Origin of the sequence: Kribbella sp. NPDC048915 (assembly GCF_040649595.1) — a bacterium.
In the GTDB taxonomy this organism is placed as follows: domain Bacteria; phylum Actinomycetota; class Actinomycetes; order Propionibacteriales; family Kribbellaceae; genus Kribbella.
The window spans coordinates 1-22,055 of the sequence record NZ_JBEZFT010000093.1; the positions used below are offsets into that span (position 1 = coordinate 1).

21 protein-coding genes and 1 other RNA gene are annotated in these 22,055 nt (G+C 69.3%); 9 read left to right on the forward strand and 13 right to left on the reverse strand.

The window, feature by feature from the left end:
• The first annotated feature begins 476 nt into the window (after window positions 1–476).
• Window positions 477–1,466: a helix-turn-helix domain-containing protein gene (locus tag AB0B82_RS30835; protein ID WP_360176450.1), complete on the forward strand. Its 990-nt coding sequence runs from the start codon at window positions 477–479 to the stop codon at window positions 1,464–1,466.
• A gap of 826 nt (window positions 1,467–2,292) precedes the next feature.
• Here AB0B82_RS30835 and AB0B82_RS30840 read toward each other — a convergent pair.
• Both AB0B82_RS30840 and AB0B82_RS30845 read right to left on the reverse strand, forming a co-directional pair.
• Complete coding sequence (locus tag AB0B82_RS30840) at window positions 2,293–3,399, reverse strand: aspartate-semialdehyde dehydrogenase (RefSeq protein ID WP_360176453.1); 1,107 nt, start codon at window positions 3,397–3,399, stop codon at window positions 2,293–2,295.
• Window positions 3,396–4,664 (reverse strand): aspartate kinase, encoded by a 1,269-nt coding sequence (locus AB0B82_RS30845; protein WP_360176456.1) that lies wholly within the window; start codon window positions 4,662–4,664, stop codon window positions 3,396–3,398. The genes AB0B82_RS30840 and AB0B82_RS30845 overlap by 4 nt, the downstream gene beginning before the upstream one ends.
• A gap of 231 nt (window positions 4,665–4,895) precedes the next feature.
• On the opposite strand from AB0B82_RS30845, the gene AB0B82_RS30850 reads away from it, so the two are divergent.
• Window positions 4,896–5,216 carry a metalloregulator ArsR/SmtB family transcription factor gene (locus tag AB0B82_RS30850; RefSeq protein WP_360176459.1) on the forward strand — a complete coding sequence of 107 codons (321 nt, stop codon included), beginning with the start codon at window positions 4,896–4,898 and terminating at the stop codon, window positions 5,214–5,216.
• Between the two features lie 31 nt (window positions 5,217–5,247).
• A complete protein-coding gene (locus tag AB0B82_RS30855) occupies window positions 5,248–5,838 on the forward strand; it encodes a dihydrofolate reductase family protein (RefSeq protein ID WP_360176462.1) in 591 nt (196 codons plus the stop codon).
• Here the strand turns inward: AB0B82_RS30855 and AB0B82_RS30860 are convergent.
• Window positions 5,721–6,932: an MFS transporter gene (locus AB0B82_RS30860; RefSeq protein ID WP_360176465.1), complete on the reverse strand. Its 1,212-nt coding sequence runs from the start codon at window positions 6,930–6,932 to the stop codon at window positions 5,721–5,723. The two genes, AB0B82_RS30855 and AB0B82_RS30860, sit on opposite strands and share 118 nt — an antisense overlap.
• A 112-nt stretch (window positions 6,933–7,044) precedes the next feature.
• On the opposite strand from AB0B82_RS30860, the gene dinB reads away from it, so the two are divergent.
• Complete coding sequence (gene dinB, locus AB0B82_RS30865) at window positions 7,045–8,241, forward strand: DNA polymerase IV (RefSeq protein ID WP_360176468.1); 1,197 nt, start codon at window positions 7,045–7,047, stop codon at window positions 8,239–8,241.
• Window positions 8,242–8,269: 28 nt separating this feature from the next.
• On the opposite strand, the gene AB0B82_RS30870 is transcribed toward dinB, so the two are convergent.
• The 6 genes from AB0B82_RS30870 to AB0B82_RS30895 form a co-directional block, all read right to left on the reverse strand.
• On the reverse strand, window positions 8,270–9,955 hold the full coding sequence (locus AB0B82_RS30870) for a serine/threonine-protein kinase (protein WP_360176471.1): 1,686 nt from the start codon (window positions 9,953–9,955) through the stop codon (window positions 8,270–8,272).
• A 21-nt stretch (window positions 9,956–9,976) separates the two neighbouring features.
• Window positions 9,977–10,624 (reverse strand): hypothetical protein, encoded by a 648-nt coding sequence (locus tag AB0B82_RS30875; RefSeq protein WP_360176474.1) that lies wholly within the window; start codon window positions 10,622–10,624, stop codon window positions 9,977–9,979.
• A 4-nt stretch (window positions 10,625–10,628) separates the two neighbouring features.
• Complete coding sequence (locus tag AB0B82_RS30880) at window positions 10,629–11,273, reverse strand: DUF5063 domain-containing protein (protein ID WP_360176477.1); 645 nt, start codon at window positions 11,271–11,273, stop codon at window positions 10,629–10,631.
• Window positions 11,266–11,865: a recombination mediator RecR gene (recR, locus tag AB0B82_RS30885; RefSeq protein WP_355700982.1), complete on the reverse strand. Its 600-nt coding sequence runs from the start codon at window positions 11,863–11,865 to the stop codon at window positions 11,266–11,268. The genes AB0B82_RS30880 and recR overlap by 8 nt, the downstream gene beginning before the upstream one ends.
• Window position 11,866: 1 nt before the next feature.
• Window positions 11,867–12,484 (reverse strand): YbaB/EbfC family nucleoid-associated protein, encoded by a 618-nt coding sequence (locus AB0B82_RS30890; protein ID WP_360176480.1) that lies wholly within the window; start codon window positions 12,482–12,484, stop codon window positions 11,867–11,869.
• Window positions 12,485–12,926: 442 nt separating this feature from the next.
• A complete protein-coding gene (locus AB0B82_RS30895) occupies window positions 12,927–15,974 on the reverse strand; it encodes a DNA polymerase III subunit gamma and tau (protein ID WP_360176483.1) in 3,048 nt (1,015 codons plus the stop codon).
• Window positions 15,975–16,046: 72 nt separating this feature from the next.
• On the opposite strand from AB0B82_RS30895, the gene AB0B82_RS30900 reads away from it, so the two are divergent.
• Window positions 16,047–16,862, forward strand: a complete 816-nt coding sequence (locus AB0B82_RS30900) for a nucleotidyltransferase domain-containing protein (protein WP_360176486.1) — start codon at window positions 16,047–16,049, stop codon at window positions 16,860–16,862.
• Between the two features lie 45 nt (window positions 16,863–16,907).
• On the opposite strand, the gene AB0B82_RS30905 is transcribed toward AB0B82_RS30900, so the two are convergent.
• Window positions 16,908–18,533 (reverse strand): long-chain fatty acid--CoA ligase, encoded by a 1,626-nt coding sequence (locus AB0B82_RS30905; RefSeq protein ID WP_360176489.1) that lies wholly within the window; start codon window positions 18,531–18,533, stop codon window positions 16,908–16,910.
• Window positions 18,534–18,696: 163 nt separating this feature from the next.
• On the opposite strand from AB0B82_RS30905, the gene AB0B82_RS30910 reads away from it, so the two are divergent.
• From AB0B82_RS30910 to AB0B82_RS30920, 3 genes are read left to right on the forward strand one after another with little or no spacing between them, the layout of a single operon-like run.
• Window positions 18,697–19,173, forward strand: a complete 477-nt coding sequence (locus AB0B82_RS30910) for a MarR family transcriptional regulator (RefSeq protein ID WP_360176492.1) — start codon at window positions 18,697–18,699, stop codon at window positions 19,171–19,173.
• 2 nt (window positions 19,174–19,175) lie between these two features.
• Entirely contained in the window at window positions 19,176–19,580 is a 405-nt protein-coding gene (locus AB0B82_RS30915; RefSeq protein WP_360176495.1) for an SRPBCC family protein, read from the forward strand.
• Window positions 19,581–19,605: 25 nt separating this feature from the next.
• Window positions 19,606–19,866 (forward strand): alpha/beta fold hydrolase, encoded by a 261-nt coding sequence (locus AB0B82_RS30920; RefSeq protein ID WP_360176498.1) that lies wholly within the window; start codon window positions 19,606–19,608, stop codon window positions 19,864–19,866.
• Between the two features lie 5 nt (window positions 19,867–19,871).
• On the opposite strand, the gene nadE is transcribed toward AB0B82_RS30920, so the two are convergent.
• Window positions 19,872–20,690, reverse strand: a complete 819-nt coding sequence (gene nadE, locus AB0B82_RS30925) for an ammonia-dependent NAD(+) synthetase (protein WP_360176501.1) — start codon at window positions 20,688–20,690, stop codon at window positions 19,872–19,874.
• 68 nt (window positions 20,691–20,758) lie between these two features.
• An RNA gene (ffs, locus tag AB0B82_RS30930) (signal recognition particle sRNA small type) lies at window positions 20,759–20,855 on the reverse strand.
• 168 nt (window positions 20,856–21,023) lie between these two features.
• On the opposite strand from ffs, the gene AB0B82_RS30935 reads away from it, so the two are divergent.
• The gene (locus AB0B82_RS30935; protein ID WP_360176504.1) at window positions 21,024–21,839 is read left to right on the forward strand and encodes a TIGR03620 family F420-dependent LLM class oxidoreductase; all 816 of its coding nucleotides are present in this window, start codon (window positions 21,024–21,026) and stop codon (window positions 21,837–21,839) included.
• On the opposite strand, the gene AB0B82_RS30940 is transcribed toward AB0B82_RS30935, so the two are convergent.
• Window positions 21,816–21,962, reverse strand: coding sequence for a hypothetical protein (locus tag AB0B82_RS30940; protein WP_360176507.1), 147 nt, complete (start codon window positions 21,960–21,962; stop codon window positions 21,816–21,818). The genes AB0B82_RS30935 and AB0B82_RS30940 overlap by 24 nt on opposite strands.
• Window positions 21,963–22,055 lie beyond the last annotated feature (93 nt).

Consider the following 22,055-nt stretch of genomic DNA (forward strand, 5'->3'; position numbering starts at 1 on the left):
CCTGTTCAACACCTTCCTCGCCGAACCGATACGCGACCTGCGACACCGGCTGCACTGGTCCACCTGGCGACGCCGACACCAACACCGCGCCCGAAGCAGCCACTACCAGCGCCGACAAGCCCTCACAGCATGAACATCACGAAGTCCGGCTGCCGTACTAGGGCACCGATGCGCCGGGATCGAGACCCAACCGAAACGGCTTCCGCTGACGAGGCAGCCGACACGGGTCAGAATTGGAACAGCAGCCCGGCGGCGCTCAGGTGGTCCGTCGCCGGGCTGCTGGACCTCAATTCTCGCTCACGACTGTGCGGAAATGGTGGCCAGATGGTGACACGGCACAAGAATGCTGACAGGACAACAAATATCGCTGCGTGCTTACGCGTCGGCACCGAGCGTGCCGACGCGGCTGGAACGCCGTGTCTAATCTGGACGGAAGGTTGCGGACGGTGACAGCAGTCGGAAGGGAGGGCGACGTCGTGAGCACGACGGACACGGAGCGTGTCGGGCATCTGCGGGTGCTCGGGCTCAACGACGACGAGATCAAGGTCTATCAGCACCTGCTGCGGACCGGCCCGTCGTCGGTGACCGAACTGGGCGCCGCGGTCCCCGGCCTGGAGCGTTCCATCGACAGCGCCCTCGGCGGCCTGGTGCAGGCCGGCCTGGCGCGGCGGTCCGGCTCCGACCACTCCCGGTACCTGCCGGTCCCACCGGACGCGGGCCTCGAGGCGATGACGCTACGCCGCGAGTCCGAGCTCAAACAGGCCCGCATCGAGGTCCTGAACGCGTACGACGAGTTCCGCCGTACCGTGCACAACGAGTCGACCGCGCACCTGATCGAGGTGGTCACCGGTAGCGCGATCGTCGAGCGGATCCACCAGATCAAGAGCGGTGTGCAGCGCGAGATCCTCGCGATCGACTCCCCGCCGTACTACATCGGCGGCCCGAACCAGGAGGAGATCGACCAGCTCCGTCGGGGCGTCTCGTACCGGGTCGTGTACTCGCCGGAATCCGTCGAGGTGCCCGGGTACCTGACCGAGAACATCCTGCCGTGCGTGGAGGCCGGCGAGCAGGCGCGGGTACTGCCCGACGTACCGGCGAAGCTGACGATCATCGACGGCGCGATCGCGTTCGTGTCGATGTCGGCCCGTGACACCGAGGTGAACCGGTCGCTGCTGATCATCCGCCCGAGCAGCCTGCTGACCGCACTGATCGGCATGTTCGAGCTCTGCTGGCGCAACGCGCTCCCGCTGCACGCGTCCGTCGGCGCCGAGGACGACCGCCTGGAGCCGATCGAGCGCCGCCTGCTCGCGCTGCTGGCCACCGGCGCCGCCGACGACACCATCGCCCGCACGCTGGGCATCAGCCGCCGGACGTTCTTCCGCTACCTGGAACGCCTGATGAACCGCACCGGCGCCAGCACCCGCTTCCAGCTCGCCCTCCACGCCGCCCGCGAAAACTGGCTGTAAACCGCACCGGGCCCGCACACCGAACGCCGGTGCGCGGGCCCACTCACGCCCGCCCCCGACCTCACCCCAGAACCCCACGCCCGATCCCCACGCCCGATCCCCACGCCCGAGCCGGCTCCCGATCCCGACGCGCCATCCCCACGCCCGAGCCCGATGCCACACCGTGGGTTCACCCACCGCGTTGTGGGTTCCCAACCCGTGTGAAGGGTCAGAAACCCACAACACCGTGGGTGAACCCACCTTCGGATACGCGCGCCCCACCGGGGAAGAACGCCGACCCGTCGCATGACCACACCCCGCCGTACCAACCCTCCAGTCGAAGGGGCAACCCCTCAACTGAAGGGTTGCCCCTTCAAAATTCCAGGGGGCAGCCCTCCATTTCAGTGGGCAACCCTCCACTTCGGGGGCAACCCTCCACTTCGGGGGCAACCCTCCACTTCGGGGGCAACCCTCCACTTCGGGGGCAACCCTCCATTTGAGTGGGCAACCCTGGACTTCGGGGGCAACCCTCCGCTCCAGTGGGCAACCCTCCACTCCAGGAGGCAAGCACCGTTGTGCGGTGCCCGGTGAGCGTGGGGTGTGTGGAGTCCACCCGGGCCCGTACCAACACGACGGGTTCACCCACCGTGTGGTGGGTTCCCAACCCGTACGAAGGGTGAGGAACCCCCAACAGCGTGGGTCAACCCATCGTCGGGCCGCCGCACCACCGGGTTGGTGGCGCACACGAAGAAGCGAACCGCCCTCCAAGGGGCCGGGGCGTCGCGGGTGACGCCTTGGGCCCGCGGAGGGCGGGGTCGGCTGTTCGCTTTGGTTCTCAGGTCGCGCGTCAGGCCTGGGCGGGGATGAACTCCTTGGCCACGACCTCGGCGATCTGCGCGGTGTTGAGCGCGGCGCCCTTGCGCAGGTTGTCGCCGCAGACGAACAGCTCGAGCGCGAACGGGTCGTCGAGCGACTTGCGGATCCGGCCGACCCAGGTCGGGTCGGTGCCGACCACGTCCGCCGGCGTCGGGAACTCGCCCTCCGCCGGGTTGTCGAACAGCAGCACGCCCGGAGCGTCCCGCAGTACCTCCCGCGCCTCGTCCGCGTCGACCTCCTGCACGAACCGCGCGTGCACCGACAGCGAGTGCGTGGTGACGACCGGGACCCGCACGCACGTCGCGGACACCTTCAGGTCCGGCAGGCCGAGGATCTTGCGGGACTCGTTGCGGACCTTCAGCTCCTCCGACGACCAGCCGTCGTCCTTGAGCGAGCCGGCCCAGGGTACGACGTTCAGCGCGAGCGGCGCCGGGAACGGGCCGAGGTCGTTGCCGACCACGCGCCGGACGTCACCCGGGGTACTCCCGAGCTCGCGGTTGCCGGCGACCTTCGTGAGCTGGTCGTACAGCGCGTCGATACCGGACTGCCCGGCGCCCGACGCGGCCTGGTACGACGCGACGACCAGCTGCTCGAGCTCGTAACGGTGGTGCAGCGCGCCCATCGCGACGATCATCGACAGGGTCGTGCAGTTCGGGTTGGCGATGATGCCCTTCGGCCGGTTCCGCGCGGCTTCGGCGTTCACCTCCGGAACCACCAGCGGTACGTCGGGGTCCATCCGGAACGCACCGGAGTTGTCCACCACGACAGCGCCCTTGGCGGCCGCGATCGGCGCCCAGTGCGCGGACACCTCGTCGGGTACGTCGAACATCGCGACGTCGATGCCGTCGAAGGCGTCCTCGCTGAGCGCGATCACCTCGACCTGCTCGCCGCGAACGACCAACTGCTTGCCCGCGGAGCGCTCGGAGGCGATCAGCCGGATCTCGCCCCAGACGTTCTGCCTGGTCGAGAGCAGGGTCAACATCACCGACCCGACGGCTCCGGTCGCGCCGACCACCGCCAGGGACGGCAGGCCCGTCCGGTCCTCGATCGTGTTCTCCACTGCGCTCACAGGGGTCACCGTCCCGTTCCTCCGTACACGACAGCTTGGGTCTGCTCGTCGTCCAGATCGAATGCGGTGTGCGCCGCGGTCACGGCAGCATCCACCAGGTTCTCGTCCACGACCACCGAGATCCGGATCTCCGAGGTGGAGATCATCTCGATGTTCACGCCGGCGTCGGCGAGTGCGGAGAAGAACTTCGCCGATACGCCCGGGTGCGAGCGCATTCCGACGCCGACCACCGAGACCTTGCCGATCTGGTCGTCGTACAGCAACTGCTCGTAGCCGACCTCGTCCTTCATCCGCGCCAGCGCGGACATCGCCCGGGCGCCGTCGGCGCGCGGCAGCGTGAACGAGATGTCGGTGCGGTTCGTGGCAACGGCCGACACGTTCTGGACGATCATGTCGATGTTGGTGTCGGCGCCGGCGACCGTCTCGAAGATCCGGGCCGCCTCACCCGGCTTGTCGGGCACGCCGACCACCGTGATCTTGGCTTCGCCGCGGTCCTGTACGACGCCGGAGATGATCGCCTGTTCCATTGAATCCAGTTCCTTCGCATCGACGACCCAGGTGCCTTCCTTCTGCGAGAAGGAGGAACGCACGTGGACGGGGACGTTGTAACGCCGCGCGTACTCGACGCAGCGCAGGTGCAGCACCTTCGCGCCGCAGGCGGCCATCTCGAGCATCTCCTCGTAGGAGATCTTCGGGATCTGCTGGGCGGCCGGCACGATCCGCGGGTCGGCGGTGAAGATGCCGTCGACGTCGGTGTAGATCTCGCAGTAGTCCGCCTCGAGCGACGCGGCCAGCGCGACCGCCGTGGTGTCGGAGGCGCCACGGCCCATCGTGGTGATGTCCTTGGTGTCCTGGGCGACGCCCTGGAAACCGGCCACGATCGCGATGTGGCCCTCGCCGAGCGCTTCCTCGATCCGGCCCGGCGTGATGTCGATGATCCGCGCGTTGCCGTGCGCCGACGTGGTGATCACGCCGGCCTGCGAGCCGGTGAAGCTGCGCGCCTCGTAGCCCAGGTTCGCGATCGCCATCGCCAACAGGGCGGCCGAGATCCGCTCACCCGAGGTGAGCAGCATGTCGAGTTCACGCGGTGGCGGCAGCGGCGAGACCTGTTGGGCCAGGTCCATCAGTTCGTCGGTGGTGTCGCCCATCGCAGAGATGACGACCACCACGTCGTTCCCGGCCTTCTTCGTCGCGACGATCCGTTGGGCCACACGCTTGATGCACTCGGCGTCGGCGACCGAAGAACCGCCGTACTTGTGTACGACGCGTCCCACAGGTGTGTCTCCTCAAACCACTGGTTGCGGTACGCCGTGCCGCGTTGCACCAGGCGTAGTCGATCGCCTCATTCTAGCCGTGACCTCACCGTTGCCTACCGGCTGACCAGTAGCCGGGCGGACCGTCCGGCGGAACGCGACGCGGCCGGGAGGTTCCCCGGCCGGCGCCCGCCGAGACCGGAAACCGTTCGGTACTTGTCCATATAAGCGAGGACTGAAATAATCACCGGCGTGCACGCGTTCGACATTCTCGGCGATCCGGTCCGGCGCCGGATCCTGGAGCTGCTCGCCGACGGGGAGCTCCCGGCCGGCAGCATCGCCGGCACCATCGGCGCGGAGTTCGGCATCAGTCAGCCGGCGGTGTCGCAGCACCTGCGCGTCCTGCGCGACAACGGCTTCGCCACCGTCACCGTCGACGGCACCCGCCGCCTGTACGCCGTGGACCCCGAACCGCTGCGCGAGATCGACACCTGGCTGGACCGGTACCGCCGGTTCTGGACGAATCGGCTCGACGCCCTCGAGACCGAGCTGAAGCGCGGCCGCCGCTCATAACCTTCGCGTTGTTACCGGCATCGGAGTTGGTATGCGAAACATCGTGGTCAGGTTGTGCATGTCCGAGGACGGCATCGTCGAGCACCCGGAGCAGTGGCTGGCGCGGACATCACTGGCGCAACTGGTCTCCGCGGGCGGGACGCTGCTGTTCGGTCGCCGTACGTTCGAGCGGTACGCCGGTACGCTCGGCGGACTCGAGGACACCCGGAATCTCGTCGTCGGATCGCGGCCCGTCGTCCGAGCCGGCGCCGACGCCGAACTGCTGCACGGCGACACGCGCCGGGTGCTGACCGCGCTGAAGTCCGTCCCGGGCGAGGACCTGCACGTCATCGGCAGCCTGACCTTGATGCGCTCGCTGCTGCGGTGGCGCCTGGTCGACGAGTTCTCCTTGCTGATCCACCCGGTCGCAGCGAGCCGCGGAACGCTGCTGGACCGGCGGCAGCTGCAGCTGATCTCGATGTGCGCGCGGGACGGCGGAGTCCTCGAGGCGAACTACCGGATGCGCTACGCCGCGACGGCTGCGCCCGCGGCCGCATTGGTGTCGACCGGCCGATGGGGCGGGACCCGCAGCAGGGTCAAGGTCGCGAGCCCGGCGAGGCCTGCGGCCAGGACCCACGCGTAGGCCACACCGAACGTCTCGACCGCGGCACCCGCCACGGCGGAGCCGACCGCGGACCCGACCATGCCGCCACTCTGCGCCCACCCGAAGATCTCGGCGTGCGCGCTCCGCGGCGTCATGTCGCCGATCCGCTCGTACAAGGCGGCGATCGTCGGCGCGATCGACAGGCCGGCCGCGAACATCACGATCGCGAGCGCGACCACCGACGAGGTGGCGAACACGCAGGCCGCGACCAGGACGGTCAGCGCGAGCATCCGCCGCCACACGTAGGAGGCGCGGCCGCCGGGCAGCGCGCCGTTGACGATGCCGCCGATCACGCTGCCGATCGCGGCGACCATCTCGAGGATGCCCGCGATCAGCCGGTCCCCGTGATGGTCGGCGACCGCGACCATCCCGAGGGACATCGCCGCGAAGGCCATCACCAGGCAGGCCCACGCGAACAACAACGGCGTCCGGTGCTCGTGGAACAGGAGCTGACGGGCGGTCGGCCGCGGCTCGGCGTGCTCGTCGTGCACGACACCGGGGCACTGGTTGAGCCCGAACCACCAGATGCTGGCCGCCGCCGCCACCGCGCAGACCAGCAGACCCGCGCGCGGGCTGGCGAAGCTCACGATCACCGCGCCGGTCATCGGGCCGATGACGAACAAAAACTCCATCGCCGTCGCGTCCAGCGAGTAGACGGCCCGCAGCCGTGATCCGTGCACGAGGCGCGGCCAGTTGGCCCGGAGTGCCGACGTCACCGGCGACACGAAGCCGCCGGCCACCAGAGCGGCGACCGGGAGCAGGCGGTACCAACTGTCCGGCAGCAGCGCGACGACCGCCATCGAGGCGCCCCAGGCCATGCCGGTCACGATCACAACGTTGCGCGCACCACGACGGTCCGCCATCCGAGACCAGACGACGCTCGCGATCGCCGTACCGATCGAGTACGCGCCCGCCACCACGCCTGCCCAGCCGAAGTTGCCGGCGGCGTCCTTGGCGAGGAACGCCAGCGGGACCATCGTCGCCAGCACCGGCAATCGCGCGATCAGCGCTGAGGCGAGCAACGCCATCACGCCCTCGGACTTCCACAGATCGCGATACGCCGTCAGGTCCATGAGGACCATTCTTTCCTGACATCGCCGGTCGCGCGTCGGGAATTTTCCCTATCCGGACTCGCGCCCGAGTTTGCCCTCTGGTTTTGTCGGCAGTTTATGCGAACATGTGTTCGTGTCCGAGCTGCGGGCGGCGACCATCCTGCATGCCGACCTGGACGCGTTCTACGCGTCGGTCGAGCAGCGGGACGACCCGCGCCTGCGCGGCCGTCCGGTGATCGTCGGTGCCGGCGTGGTGCTGGCCTGCAGTTACGAGGCGAAGGCCTACGGCGTCCGTACGGCGATGAGCGGGCGGGACGCGTTACGCCGTTGCCCCGGTGCGATCGTGGTCGAGCCGCGGATGTCGGCGTACTCCGCGGCGAGCAAGGCGGTTTTCCAGGTGTTCGAGGACACCACGCCGCTGGTCGAGGGGCTGTCGATCGACGAGGCGTTCCTCGATGTGGGCGGTCTGCGGAAGATCCGCGGTACGCCGATCCAGATCGCGACCCGGTTGCGGGCCGAGGTGATGTCCCGGGTCGGATTGCCGATCACGGTCGGGGTGGCGCGGACGAAGTTCCTGGCGAAGGTGGCGAGCGGTGTCGCCAAGCCGTACGGGTTGCTCGAGGTGGCGCCGGACCGGGAGCTCGACTTCCTGCATCCGCTCGATGTGTCGCGGCTGTGGGGCGTGGGCGCGGTGACGGCGGAGAAGCTGCGGTCGCGTGGGCTGACCAAGGTCGGAGACGTCGCGCAGTTGCCGGAAGGTGCGCTGATCGCGATGCTCGGCCGGGCGTCCGGCCGGCATCTGCACGCGCTCGCCCACAACCGCGACCCGCGACCGATCGAGGCCGGGCGCCGGCGACGGTCGATCGGATCGCAGCGGGCGCTCGGGCGTTCACCGAAGTCACCGGCGACGCTGGACGCGGTGCTCGCCGGGCTGGTCGACCGCGTCACCCGCCGGATGCGCTCGGCCGGTCGCTCGGGCCGCACGGTGACGCTGCGATTGCGCTTCGACGACTTCACCCGGGCGACCCGGTCCCACACGTTGCCCCAGGCAACTGATCAGACACGGGCGATCCTGATCACCGCGCGGGCGCTGCTGCGGGCCGCACAACCACTGATCGCCGCCCAGGGCCTGACGATGATCGGCATCTCCGTCGGCAACCTGGAGAACGAGGCCGCCCTGCAGCTGGCCCTGCCCTTCGACAAGGCCGCCAACAACGAGCTCGACACCGCCCTCGACCAGGTCAAGGACAAGTTCGGCACCAACGCCATCACCCGAGGCATCCTGCTGGGCAAATCCCCCGGCCTGGAAATGCCCATGCTCCCGGACTGACCTGCACCGTCGCAGGCAGGCTGGTGGGCTAGTACGACCGGTCGTAGCGGGGACCGGCGTACCAGTTGAGGGCGGCGTGGAGTTCGTTCCCCTGCAGCCGTCGACGCTTCTCGGACGCGCCGTGCCCGATCGGGTACAGCCGCAGTCCGCCGTGGTGCTTGCGTGAAACCGGCAACTGGTTCTGGTACTGCGGCTCGAGCCACGCAACCAACCACGGCCGCTTCCGCTCCCCACCGATCCGCACTCGCGTCACGCCGTACCACGGCACCGTCGCCCGCCGCCCGGCCCGCTCGACCGTCACCCCCTCCACCGACAATCGCAGCACAACCTTGGGCCGCAACGCCAAGATCCAGTACCGGACCGCGAACCACAGAAACACCAGCGAGGCCACCGCGGACAAGCTCGACAACACCGGATGCATCGCCTTCACCTGCGGGTCCACCGGCATGAACCCCAACCACAACGCCGTACAAACCAAAGCCCCCACCAACGACCGTCCCCGCGAGGTAACAAACACCGCCCCACCCGAGCCACCCCAAACTCCGTGACCAGGAGCTACCGGCCCAAGTCCCGCACCAGGCGCTACCGGCCCAAACCCCATCCCAGGCGCTACCTGCTGCGCAGAACCCGATACCGCCGGCGCCCAGCCAAACTCACCACCCGGTGGCACCTTTCCAGCGCCCGACCCAGCCGGCGGGTCCCCACCGTCCGCGCCGACCGGCATCCGCGAGTTCGCCACCCCACCCGGTCCGTGCCCAAGACCCGACCCCGACGACCCCGACCCGAAACCGGCACCGGGCGGCACCTCGCCGATCCCCACCCCGGGCGGTACCTCCGCCGACCGACGGCCGGGTTCTGGGGGCAGGAGCTTGGTGGGGGCCGGGAGGGTGGTTGTGGGCGGAAGGAGCAGGGTCGGCGGATTCGCAGGCCCAAGGATCTGAAGGATCTCGGACGGACTTGGCCGTTGCGTTGGGTCAGCGGTGAGGCAACGGCGTACGACGTCGTGCAGCGGCGCGGGCAGTGAGGGGAGGTACGGCGGCTCGTTCACCACCCGATGCAGCAACGACGCCGGACTCCCCGAAGCGAACGGCCCGCGCCCGGAAGCGGCGAACACGAGCACCGCACCCAGCGCGAACACGTCACTCGCCGGCCCCACGGCGCCACCGGTGATCTGCTCCGGCGACAAGTACCCCGGCGTACCGACCACCATCCTGGTAGCGGTGAGGCTTGCCTCCTCGAGCGCCCGCGCGATCCCAAAGTCGATCACTCGCGGACCGTTGCCACTCAGCACGATGTTCGACGGCTTCAGATCCCGATGTACCAGACCGCTCGCATGAATCGCGGCCAACGCCTCGGCCAACCCGCCCGCCAACGACCGCACAGCGCCGGCAGCCAGCGGCCCAGACGTCGAGATCGCCTTCTCCAGCGTGGGTCCCGGCAAGTACTCGGTCGCCAACCAGGGCGGATCCGCCGACGGATCGGCGTCGACCACCGCCGCCGTGAACGCTCCGCTCACCCGCCGCGCCGCGTCGATCTCGCGCGCGAACCGCGTCCGGAACCCCGAGTCACCGGCCAGTTCGTCGCGGACCACCTTCACCGCAACCAGCCGCCCGCCCGGCGACCGCGCGAGGTACACCGCGCCCATCGCCCCACGGCCGAGCCGCCCCTGGATCGCGAACGGTCCGACCGCCGCCGGATCCTGCTGAGTTGTCATCGGGCGTCACGCTAACGCCCTTCAGGATCGTGGGTAACCGATCTCGGCGATCCCTTCCTTCAGATCGCGCAACTGCCGCCGCGGATTGAGCGACGTGACGACGTACTCGGTCAACGGCATCAACGCGTACACGTGCCGGATCGCCTCGAGCTCCAGCGCCCGCTCGTAGTACTCCTCGGCAAACGTCAGGTACGCCTCGGGCCGCCCGTCCGCCACGAGCTCGAACAACCAGTCCGCCCCGTCGGCCTCGACGTTCTGCACCGGACCGCATCGCCAGCCGGTGTCCTCCGTCGTACGCCAGAAGCACACCGTCGCCCGCGGCACCTCGTCCCAGAACGCCTTGTCGTCACGCTGCGCGTGAAACACCGCAGGTACACCGTCCAGCAGCCCGGGCCACGTGGTCATCTGATGCATGTACGGCGAGATCGGCGACTCGTGGTCGAACCCGTACGCGAACACGCCGTCCGGCGAGAACACGATCGAGTACTCGTTCCCCGACCCGTCCCGCATCAGCGCGGCTTCCTCGGTGTCGGACCAGCGCGCGTCGAACTGGTAGCACCTGGTCGTCTCGTCCTCGTTCAGGACCAGATCGAGTACGGCGAGCGCGCGGCTGACCCGCCGTACGACGGCCGGCTCGGGCAGCCGCCGTACCAGGTCGAGAACGGACATCGCGTCAGCGGCGCTGCACGACCTCTTCGGCAACCTCGACAAGTTCCCGGTCGGTCGCCTCGGTCTCGGCGTCGTGCGCCGGCTCGAGCCGGTCGTGCGCAATCAGCGACTGGATCGCCCGCAGGACCGCGCTTGCGGCGGCACCCCAGGTGGACACGTACGAGAACTGCCACCACCAGAGCGCCTCGAGAATGCGGCCTTCCTCGTAGTGCGCGAGGCCGTGCACCAGGTCGGTCGCGATCGCGGTGAGGTCGTCGGAGAGCCGGTTGACGGTGATCTCCGGCGGCGCGGCGTAAGGGTCGAAAACCTCGGCGTACTCGTCCAGGCCCTCGAACAGCACCGCGAGCCGAGCGCGCATCGCGTCCAGGTCCGGGTCCGGGCCGGCGTCGCTCTCGAAGCGCTCCTCCGGCACGAAGTCCTCGAACGCGCCCAGCCGGCCGCCGGCCAGCAGCAGTTGGCTGACCTCGAGCAGCAGGTACGGCAGCGAGGCAAGCCCCTCGTCGACCCCGTCCTCGTCCGGTTGCGCGGCGATGTCGCGCACCGAGATCAGGAAGCTCCGGACCTGGTCGGCGATCTGCTCGGCGAACTCGGCGAGGTCTTCGCTGTCGGTCGCCAAAGCACGTTCCGCAATATCTGTTGGTTCAGTCATCGATCGATCGTCGCCCTTCAAACGCCCGTCCGAGAGTAACCTCGTCGGCGTACTCGAGGTCACCGCCTACTGGAAGTCCACTAGCCAATCGGGTGACGCGCAACCCCATAGGCCGCAGCAGTCGGCTCAGGTAGGTCGCGGTCGCCTCGCCTTCCAGGTTCGGGTCGGTGGCGAGAATGATCTCGGTCACCTCGCCGCTGGCCAGCCGCTGCATGAGCTCCTTGATCCGCAACTCGTCCGGCCCGATGCCCTCGATCGGCGAGATCGCGCCGCCGAGCACGTGGTACCGGCCGCGGAACTCACGGGTGCGCTCGATCGCGACCACGTCCTTGGCCTCTTCGACCACACAGATCAGGCTCAGGTCGCGGCGCGGGTCCCGGCAGATCCGGCACTGCACATCCTCCGCGACATTGCCGCAGATCTCGCAGAACTTGACCTTCTCCTTCACCTGCACGAGCACATGCGCGAGTCGCCGTACGTCGGTCTCGTCGGCCGCGAGCAGGTGGAACGCGATCCGCTGCGCGGACTTCGGCCCCACTCCGGGCAGCCGGCCCAGCTCGTCGATGAGGTCCTGAACGGCCCCTTCGTACACGTCAGCCCGGGTTCTGGCCGGGGTCGCCGGCCGCGTTTCCCGGGTTCACGAACCCGACACCGCCACGGTGCTCCGCGCTCGGCTTGGAGCCGTCGCCTTCGCCCGTGCCTGCTTCGCCTTCGCCCGGCTGCGCGGACTCAGCCGGGTCTGCGGACTCGACCGCGGGCGGGGTGCCCGGCAGGCCGAAGCCGGCGGGAGCCGACTGGGCTCCACCGCCGAAGCCTGGGAAGCCGGCCTCGCCACCGCCGAACGCGCCGCCCAACCCACCGGCCAGCGGTCCCATCGCGGCCGCGGCGGCCTGCTTCGCATTCTCCGAGGCGTCCCGGACCGCGGCGACGATCAGGTCGGCCAGGGTCTCGGTGTCGTCCGGGTCGACGGCTTCCTGCTTGATGTTCAGGCTGAGCAGCTCGCCCGTCCCCGACACCAGCGCGGTCACCAGCCCACCACCGGCCGACCCCTCGATCTCCTGACTCTCCAGGTCGGCCTGCGCCTCCATCAACTGGTTCTGCATGGCCTGCGCCTGCGCGAGCAGGTTGGACATGTCGAAGCCCCCAGCACCGCCACCGTCGAACACTGCGATCTCCTCGTCCGAACCGCTTCCCTGAGCCTCAAACGTCACCTCCGGCGCCGCGGCGTTCCCGCCACATCCACCGGAGACACCACACTAGCCGGTTCCCCCGACAACCGGCCCCACCCGTCAGAAACCGCTCGGTCTCCCCATACTTATCCACAGCTTTGTGGACAACCTTATCCACACCCCTGTGGAAAATGTGGATACCCCACGCCGCCCACCCCACCCACCTGTGGACCCCCTGTGCCCAACCGCCCCACACACGTCGGCACCGAGCAGCCCAACACCCGACGTACGCCGACGCACCAGGGCTCGCCGATCCGCCCGATCCGCCCGATCCGCCCGATCCGCCCGATCCGCCCAGTCGGCCCAGCGCTCAACGGACAGCGGCCGGTGGACAGGCCCGCCAACGGTGGGCGCGGGGGGCGGCTCGGGCGGACCTGGGCGGCCGGGTGGTCGAGTGGTCGAGTCCTTGGGTGGGTTGGTTCGGTCAGTTGGGCTCTTCGGTGATGATTTGGGCGCCGAGGGTTTCTCGGAGGAGGTCGGTGTGGGAACGGGAATCCTCTTCCAGGACCATGTCGTCCTCGCCGATCGCGTCGGCTTCTTCTTCGGGGGTCAGCGGTGTGTCCGGGGCGGACGCGGCCGCGGATGCCTGGCGGGCTTGCTCAGCGGCGACGGCTGCCTCGGCTGCGCGGCGCTTGCTGGCGGCACGTTCGCGGCGGTCCACCGGCTGCTGCGTGGCTGCCTGTTGCGCCGCTGGCTGTTGCGTGGCTGGCTGTTGCGCAGCTGGCCGGCGCGCGGCCGGGCTGCTGTCCCAGGGGTCTTCCGGCGGTACTTCGTATTCGTCCGGCGGCTCCTGCAACGCGATCGATGCCCCGGAACCATCTCCCCACGCACCCGTACGCCCAGCGCCCGTACGCCCAGCACCCACAACACCAGCAGCACCGTTGGCACCAGCACCGTTGGCACCAGCACCGTTGGCACCAGCACCGTTGGCGCCCGCACCGCTCGAACCTGCGCCCGCACGGTCGGCAGGCGCACCGAAGCCGCCTGCGGATCCAGTGCCCTGACCAGCCGCGCCACCTGTGGGACTTGTGGGACCTGCGGACCCCGCAGGGCCAGCACTACCGGCGGAGCCACTCGCACCCGGGCCACCGAGCCCTCCCGCGCCCGGCGCACCCACGTCAACGCCGCTCGAGCTCGCTCCGCCTGCGGCGCCGCCGACACCTGCGGCTGATCCACCACCGGGTCCTGCAGCGCCCCCTACAACTGCGGAGCCGAAGTCACCCGTGCCCGAACTGTTCTGGCCGGCCGCAGAGTCGCCGCCGCCAGCGCTGACGGACCCCGGTCCGCCGGCCCCTGCGTAGCCACTCGGCCCCGCTTCATCAAAGGCACCAGCGCCGCCGATCCCACCGGCACCGCTCGGGCCACCGGGTCCGCCTGTTGCACCGGCCGCAGCTGGGCCGCCGGGTGCACCCGATCCCGCTGCGCCGCCAGGTCCGCCGGCGCCACCGAAGCCGCCGGTGGCGCCTGCTCCACCGGGCGCGCTGTGGCTGCCTCCGCCGGGAGCACCAGGTTGGCCGGCGTTGGGCTGGGGGCCGGGGCGACTTGTGGGCGTACCGCCCGCGCCGGGGTCGGTCGAGGGGTCTACTACTGCCTCGATCCGGCGGTTGACGCCGATGGTGTCGATCAGGGCCTGGCGGAGAATCTCGTCACTGCCGGAGCGGGCGAAGCTCTCTCGGGCGCCTGCGTTCACGAGGCCGAGGGTCAGCGTCTGGTCGTCGATCGCGATGACCTGGGCGTTCTGACTGAGCATGATCCAGGCGAACCGGCGTTGCTTCTTCACGGCCTCGAGGATTTCGGGCCACAGTCGTCGGATGTCAGCCAGCCCGATGGATCCACCACTACCCGCGCCACCGGCCGACCCGACCGGTGCAGCCTGCCCGGCCTGGGCGGTTTGTGGCGACGGACCCGCCTGACCGGCCTGCGCGGACTGGCCGGCCGGCTCAGGCGAGCTGGCAGGCGCAGAGGCTTCGTCACCCCAGGAACCCGTACGCGCCCCACCGACTGAGCCGCCCTGCGCACCACCGCCAGCACCACGGCCGACGGAACCTGCAGAAGTGTCACTGCCAGGCGCGCCGGATGCAGCGGGCGTACCAGGTGCGCCTGAAGCCACTGCGTCGCTGGCTCCTACGTTGCCAGCGCCGCTGTCAGCACTCGCCTCGCCACCACCCGCGACACCGGCTCCGGGAGCACCACCAGCGACACCTGGGCCCGAGGGCGCAGCGCCGGATGAGTGCGCCGTACCAGCGCCCGTCTGACCAACCTGAGCCGAGCCAGGCGCGCCGACACCCGAGTCACCGGGGACTCCGATGGCGAGGCGGCGTTCCATGCGGTCGAGGCGGGCCTGGATGCCGTTGGTGGAGTCGTCGGCGCCGGGCAGGAGGACCTTTGCGCAGATGAGCTCCAACTGCAGCCGGGGCGCAGTCGCACCGCGCATCTCGAGCAGTCCGGCCGCGACGATGTCCGCGGCCCTGGTCAGCTCGGCGGCGCCGATGCCGGCGGCCTGGGTCTGCAGGCGCTCGGCCTGGTCGTCGGCAGCCTCGATCAGACCGGATGTCACTGCGGTCGGTACGGCGGACAGGACGACCAGGTCGCGCAGCCGCCGCAGCAGGTCCTCGGCGAACCGCTTCGGGTCCTGACCTGTCTCGATGACCTTCTCGATCGTCTCGAACACCGCAGCGCTGTCGTGCGCCGCGAACCCGTCCACGCAAGCATCGAGCAGCGAGTCCGGTGTGAAGCCGAGGAGCGCGACTGCCAGCTCGTAGGTCACGCCGTCCGGACCGGCACCACCGATCAGCTGGTCGAGGACGCTCAGCGAGTCACGCACCGAACCGGCGCCGGCCCGCACGACCAGCGGCAGCGCCGCAGGCTCGATCGCCACGCCCTCGGATTCGCACAGGCTCGCCATGTAGTCGGCCAGCACCTTCGGCGGCACGAGACGGAACGGGTAGTGGTGCGTCCGCGACCGGATCGTCCCGATGACCTTGTCGGGCTCGGTGGTGGCGAAGATGAACTTGAGGTGCGGCGGCGGCTCCTCGACCAGCTTCAGCAGGGCGTTGAAGCCCTGCGTCGTCACCATGTGCGCCTCGTCGATGATGTAGATCTTGTAGCGACTCTCGACCGGCGCGAAGAACGCGCGCTCGCGCAGGTCACGGGCGTCGTCGACGCCACCGTGCGACGCCGCGTCGATCTCGATCACGTCGATGCTGCCGGGGCCGCCGCGGGCCAGGTCGGTGCACGATTTGCACACACCGCACGGCTCGGCGATCGGGCCCTTCTCACAGTTGATGGCCCGCGCAAGGATCCGTGCGCTGGTCGTTTTTCCACAGCCGCGCGGTCCGGAGAACAGATAGGCGTGATTCACCCGGTTGTTGCTCAACGCGTTCCGCAGCGGTGCCGTGACATGCTCCTGCCCGATCACCTCCGAGAAGGTCTCCGGGCGGTACCGGCGATACAAGGCAAGGGGCGCTTCCACGCGGCAACCCTAGCGCCGTCCGCGGACAATTCCCTGCCCCCGGTCCCGGGCCGACGGCCTAGGGTGGCTCGGGTGGCGACTGGGGACGAGCGACAGCAGGCTGTGATCACCCGGGCGAGCGAGATCCTGCCCGCCGACGACCGGGTGCTGGGGGTGTACCTGATCGGCAGCTACGGCGCGGGCACCGCCGACCGGTTCAGCGACGTCGACGTACATCTCGTGGTGACCGACGACAGCGCGGACTGGTTCGAGGCGCACTGGGACGACGTACTGCGGGAGCTCGCCGGGCCGACGGTGCTAGCGGATCGGCTGCCGGGGATGATCGGCGGGCTCGGCATCACCCCGGACTGGATCCACGTCGACTTGATCGTCCACCAACTGACGACGTTCGACCGATTCCAGTACGACGGGGTGCGGGTGCTGTTCGATCGGGATGGAACGCTCTTCCCGGAAGGTGATCTCCCGGCCCAGGGCGGACGACCCGGCGAACCGTACTGGCCGGAGCTCTCGGTCAACCGCTTCTTCTACTTCCTCGGCAACCTGGTGACGGTGCTCGGGCGGGACGAGCGCGTCGTCGCCCATCAGGGCATCGACGTGGTCCTCGAACAGCTCATCGCACTGATGCTCGCCGAGCGCGGCGTGCGGCGCACCAGCGGGGCGAAGCGGCTCAATGCACTCCTCTCGGACGAGCAGCGTGCTGCCCTCGACGCGATCCCCGCCGCCGGCACCGACCCCGCCGACATCATCGCGGCGAACCAGTACATCTGCCGTCAGTTCATCACCCGCGGCACCGCCCTCGCCGAGCGCACCGGCAACGCGTGGCCCACCACCTTCGTCGACGCGACGCTCAAACACCTCCGGAACCACTTCGGAACCAGCTTCGACTGACCGCACCCGCCGTGGGCGCGCGAGCTGCATGCCCACGGCAACCACCTACTGCAGGTGGTAGTTGGCGAAGCGGCTGCGCAGATCCTTCTTCGAGAACTTGCCGACCGAGGTCTTCGGAACCTCGTCGATGAACTCGACCGCGTCCGGCAGCCACCACCTGGCGACCTGAGGTTTCAGGTACTCGAGGATCTCGTCGGCCGTGACGTCGGCACCCTCCTGAACGACGACGCAGGCCAGCGGTCGCTCGTCCCACTTCGGGTGTGGGACGCCGATCACCGCGGCCTCCTGCACCGCGGGATGGGCCATCAGCAGGTTCTCCAGCTCGACCGAACTGATCCACTCGCCGCCGGACTTCACCAGGTCCTTCGTCCGGTCGACGATGCGAACCGAGCCGTACTGATCGATGGCCGCAACGTCGCCGGTCTTCATCCAGCCGTCCTCGGTGTTCAGCTGGGCGCCGTCGTCCGGGCGGTAGTACTCAGCCGCGATCCACGCGCCCCGGACCTGGAGCTCGCCGGTCGCCTCGTCGTCCCACGGCAGCGGGGTGGTCGACCCGGGCTCGACGATCCGCACCTCCACTCCCGGCAACGGCAATCCGGCCCGCGCCCGCAGATGCGCCTGCTCCTCTTCAGGGAGGTGCTGACTGCGGGTCGGAACATGGGCCGCGGTCGCCACCGGGCTCGTCTCGGTCATCCCCCAGGCTTGCAGGATCGGTCGGCCGAGCTTGGCGCGGAAGGCCTCCGACAGTGCCTCGGGCACTGCGGATCCACCGCACGGAATGCGCCGTAGCTTCGGCAGGTCGACGCCGTCGAGCAGCGGCAGCAGTCCCTGCCAGATCGTCGGCACACCGGCTGACAGCGTGACGTCCTGCTCCTGCAGCAGCTTGAGAATCCCCTGTGGGCTCATGTCCGGCCCCGGGAACACCAGTGACGCACCCGCCATTGGCGCCGCGTGCGCCAGACCCCACGCATTCGCATGGAACATCGGCACCACGGGCATCACAGTGTCGGTCTCGGCGAGGCCGATGCCGGCGTTGGTCAGGACGCCGATCGAGTGCAGCCAGGTCGAGCGATGCGAGTAGACGACGCCCTTCGGGTGACCCGTCGTACCGCTCGTGTAGCACATCGCGGCGGCCTGATTCTCGTCCGCGACGTGGAACTCGACCGGCTCCGCGGCCGCCAGCAGCTCTTCGTAGTCGTGGAATCTCGGGTCGTCGGGGATCTCGGTCGCCGGCGCGCCCGGCGGCAGGTCGTCCATCACGACGACATGGCGGATCTCCGGCAGCCGCTCCAGGTACGGCAGGAAGACGCCGAGCAGCGAGCGGTCGACGAACACGACCTCGTCCTCGGCGTGGTTCGCGATGTAGACCACCTGATCGGGAAACAGCCTGATGTTCAGCGTGTGCAGCACGCGACCGGTGCAGGGTGCGGCGAAGTACAGCTCGAGGTGGCGCCCGGAATTCCACGCGAAGGTCGCGACGCGGCCGTCGGCACTGATCCCGAGCGCGTCCAGCACCCCGCCCAGGCGTCTGGTCCGCTCCGCCCACTCGGCGTACGTCAACGTCGTCGGCGCGGGACCGCCGGTATGGACGGTCTTGTCCGGGTAGAACTGCTCGGCCCGGCGGAAGATCGTGTCCAGCGAGAGCTGGTAGTTCTGCATCAGACCCTTCATGCAGACACTGTGCCAGCCGCGGTGTCGCCTTGACCATGACCGTGACCGGACTTTCTCCGGAACTCATCCGGAACTCCTGCCGCAATCATCGCCTCGACCAACGCACACCGAGACACTCGCATCAACAGATGACACGACATACATGTCGTGTAATATGTCTGCCATGAAGGTCGTCGAGGAGCTGCGCTATCTGGTGCTCGCGATTCAGCGTGAGGGCAACCGCCTGCTCGCCGCGGAGCTGCGGCCGCTCGGCATCACGCCTTCACAGGCGGAGGTTCTGCGCGTTCTGCGCGACCACGGCCCGATGACGCTGAATGCCCTGGGCGGGCTGCTCGTCTGCGAGACCGGCAACAGCCCGAGCCGGCTCGTCGACCGCCTCGTCGCGCAGGGCCTGGTGAAACGCGGCATCGACTCGGTCGACCGGCGCTACCTCACACTGAGCCTCACCCCGGAGGGCCGCGCGCTTCACCGCCGCATCATCACCGCGGAGAACAGACTGCACCGCACGCTCGACGACCGCCTCGCCGGCCACGCCCTGGACGAGACGATCAGCACCCTCCGCGCGCTCGCCGACGCCTTCCCGACCGGAGCCGCCCTGGCCCGCCGCCGGGGTCCCGAACTCGCCCACCAGGAGAACTAGTCATGGAACAGGCCACCGAGACCATCCACGCCGGCCAGGCGGCGATCCGGCAGGTGCTGCTGGACGCCCTCGGTCTGCCCGAGTGGAACGAGGCATTTCTCGCTATCGAGGGCCCACGCGAGACCAACCCGGGCACGCGGTATGCACTGCGCGTCCGTCCAGGCTTCTCCGGCGAGTTGCAGTACACGGTGGTCGAGCCGGATCGGGTCGAGATCGTTTGGCAGGTCCCCGGCTTCCGCGAGGTGGGCACCTGGACGATCGACGCGGACGGCCAGGTCACGCACGCCTTCGAGCAGTCCGGCCCGCTGGCCACAGTCCTCCGCCCGGCGTACCGAAACGTCGCCACCATCCGCCTGGCCCGCCTGGCCAACCGCATCCGCCAGGTGCAGCTGGCCCACACTGCTTAGGCCCGGTGCGCACTACGCTCATGCCATGCTGACTGAGGTCCGTGGCACCAGGCTGTACGTCGACCAGCGCGGTCCCGCCGACGCGCAGCCGCTGCTGTTCATGCACGGCGGTCCGGGCGCGGGCTCGTACGACTTCATGACATTCCAGGGCGATCGGCTCGCGGAGAGGTTCCGCCTGATCGGCGTGGACCAACGCGGCGTACAGCGGTCCGATCCACTGACCGGTCCGGTCACCGAGCCTGACCTGCGCCGACCAGCCCGAGCTGTTCAACCGGCTGGTGACTGACTTTCTCAGCTGAAGGCGAGTGGGACGGCTCGCTTGTGGGCGGTACGGCGGTGCGTGGCAATGATCGTTGCCGCCGACGCCTCGTCGATCTCCCGGCCCTCGAGGAAGTCGTCGATGAGGTCGTAGGTCACGCCCAGCACGGCCTCGTCCGGAACGCCGGGGTTATTGGTTTCCAGGTCCGCGGTCGGCACCTTGCCGGTGATCTCCGGCGAGGCGCCGAGCCACTCGCCGACCGCGCGTACGCGCCGCTTCGTGAGGCCGGACAGCGGCGTCAGGTCGCAGGCGCCGTCACCGAACTTGGTGAAAAACCCCATCACCGCCTCGGCGGCGTGGTCCGTGCCGACCACCAGTCCGCCGCGGGCGCCGGCCACCAGGTACTGCGCGACCATCCGCTGACGGGCCTTGATGTTGCCGACGTGGAAGTCCTCCCGGTCACCGAGCCCGGAGTGCCGCACGGCCTCGACCATGGCGTCGGTGGCCGGCTTCACGTCGACCACGAGCGTCTCGTCGGGCTTGATGAACTCGAGCGACCGCTGCGCATCGGCCTCGTCGGCCTGCACGCCGTACGGCAGCCGCATGGCCACGAAGGTCGCCTGACCGCCCTCCGCGCGAACCTTCTCGACCGCGAGCTGACACAGCCGGCCGGCGGTGGCCGAGTCGACGCCGCCGCTGATCCCGAGCACGTACGACGTCGCGCCGGTCCGCCGCAGCCGGTCCGCCAGGAAGTCGACCCGCCGCTCGGCCTCGTCGGCGGCATCGAACGCCGCGGGCACACCGAGCTCGGCGATGATCAGTTCCTGCAGATAACGCGTCTCGGCGTCCATCGGTCTCCTTGGTCTCGGGAAGACGTCCTCGGGAAGACCAAGCCTAGACAGGCCCGAACCGGGCCGGACATGAGGATTCCCCGCGCACCCGGAAGAGCTCACTTACCCTTGCTGCCTTCCGGCCCTGGGGGGATTGGGCGAGATACCGCCACGCGGGGAACCAGCCATGAGTGTACGGGATGGCCGCGCTGCACCTGAAATCCACCGGCCGACCGCACCCCGCTGCACCGCCGTCCGACACCCGCCGTCCGACACCGCCGTCCCGCGCCGCCGACGCGACGCTGTGAGCGAACAGACGTGGCCACTGCCGCGGCCGAGCGCGAGACTGGGTTGGTGACGGATCAACGATTTGGCCCCTTCGGGATCACGACAGGACTCAACAGCAGCGCGGACTCGATCGCGGCGGCGCAGGCGGCCGAGGAGCTCGGGTACCCGGCGATCTGGCTGTCCGGCGGACCGCTGCCGGGTCTGCAGACCATCGTCGACCTGGTGGACGCGACGTCGACGATCAACTTCGTCAGCGGCATCCTCGCCGTCGACACGTACAGCGCCGCCGATGTCGGTACGACGTACGCCGCGCTCGAAGCCTCCGCGCCGGGACGGTTCACGGTCGGTCTGGGCGGAGCGCACGGCCCCAAGCCGCTGGCGACGCTCAGTGCGTACCTGGACGAGTTGGACGTACCTGTGGAACGTCGACTGCTCGCAGCGCTCGGCCCGAAGATGCTGAAGCTCGCGGCGGAGCGGACCGCCGGCGCGTACCCGTTTCTGACCAGAGCGGCGTACTCGGCCGAGGCGCGGGACGTCGTGGGCCCGGACAAGCTCCTGGCCGTCAGCCACCTCGTCGTACTCGAGCCGGACGCCGAACACGCTCGGCAGATCGCCAGAGGCACCATCAGCTTCTTCACGAAGATCCCTGGATACGTCAGCTCGCTGAAGCGCCAGGGGTTCAGTGAAAGCGACCTGTCCTCGCTGCCGGACGCCATGGTCGATGCACTCGCCGCGTGGGGCAGTCCGGCCGACATCAAGGCCAAGCTCACCGAGCACCTGGACGCCGGCGCGGACCACGTCGCGATCAACGTGATCACCGGGGTGACCGGTCCGCAGCCTGTTGAGCAGTGGCGCGCCCTAGCTCCTGTGCTGCTCGGGTAGCTGCTTCTCGTAGAGGCGGGCGTTCGACTCCAGCTTGTCGTAGCGGTGCGGGCGTACTTCACCTGTGGGCTGGAAGCCTTGCCGCACCCAGAACCCGGCCGCGACGTCCGCATTGGTGTCCACGACAGCGAGCCGCCGCAGGGTGCGGATCTCGGGCCAGGTGTTGGAGACGTACTGCTCCGTGAGCTGGTACGTCTGGCTGCCGTAGCCGCGCCC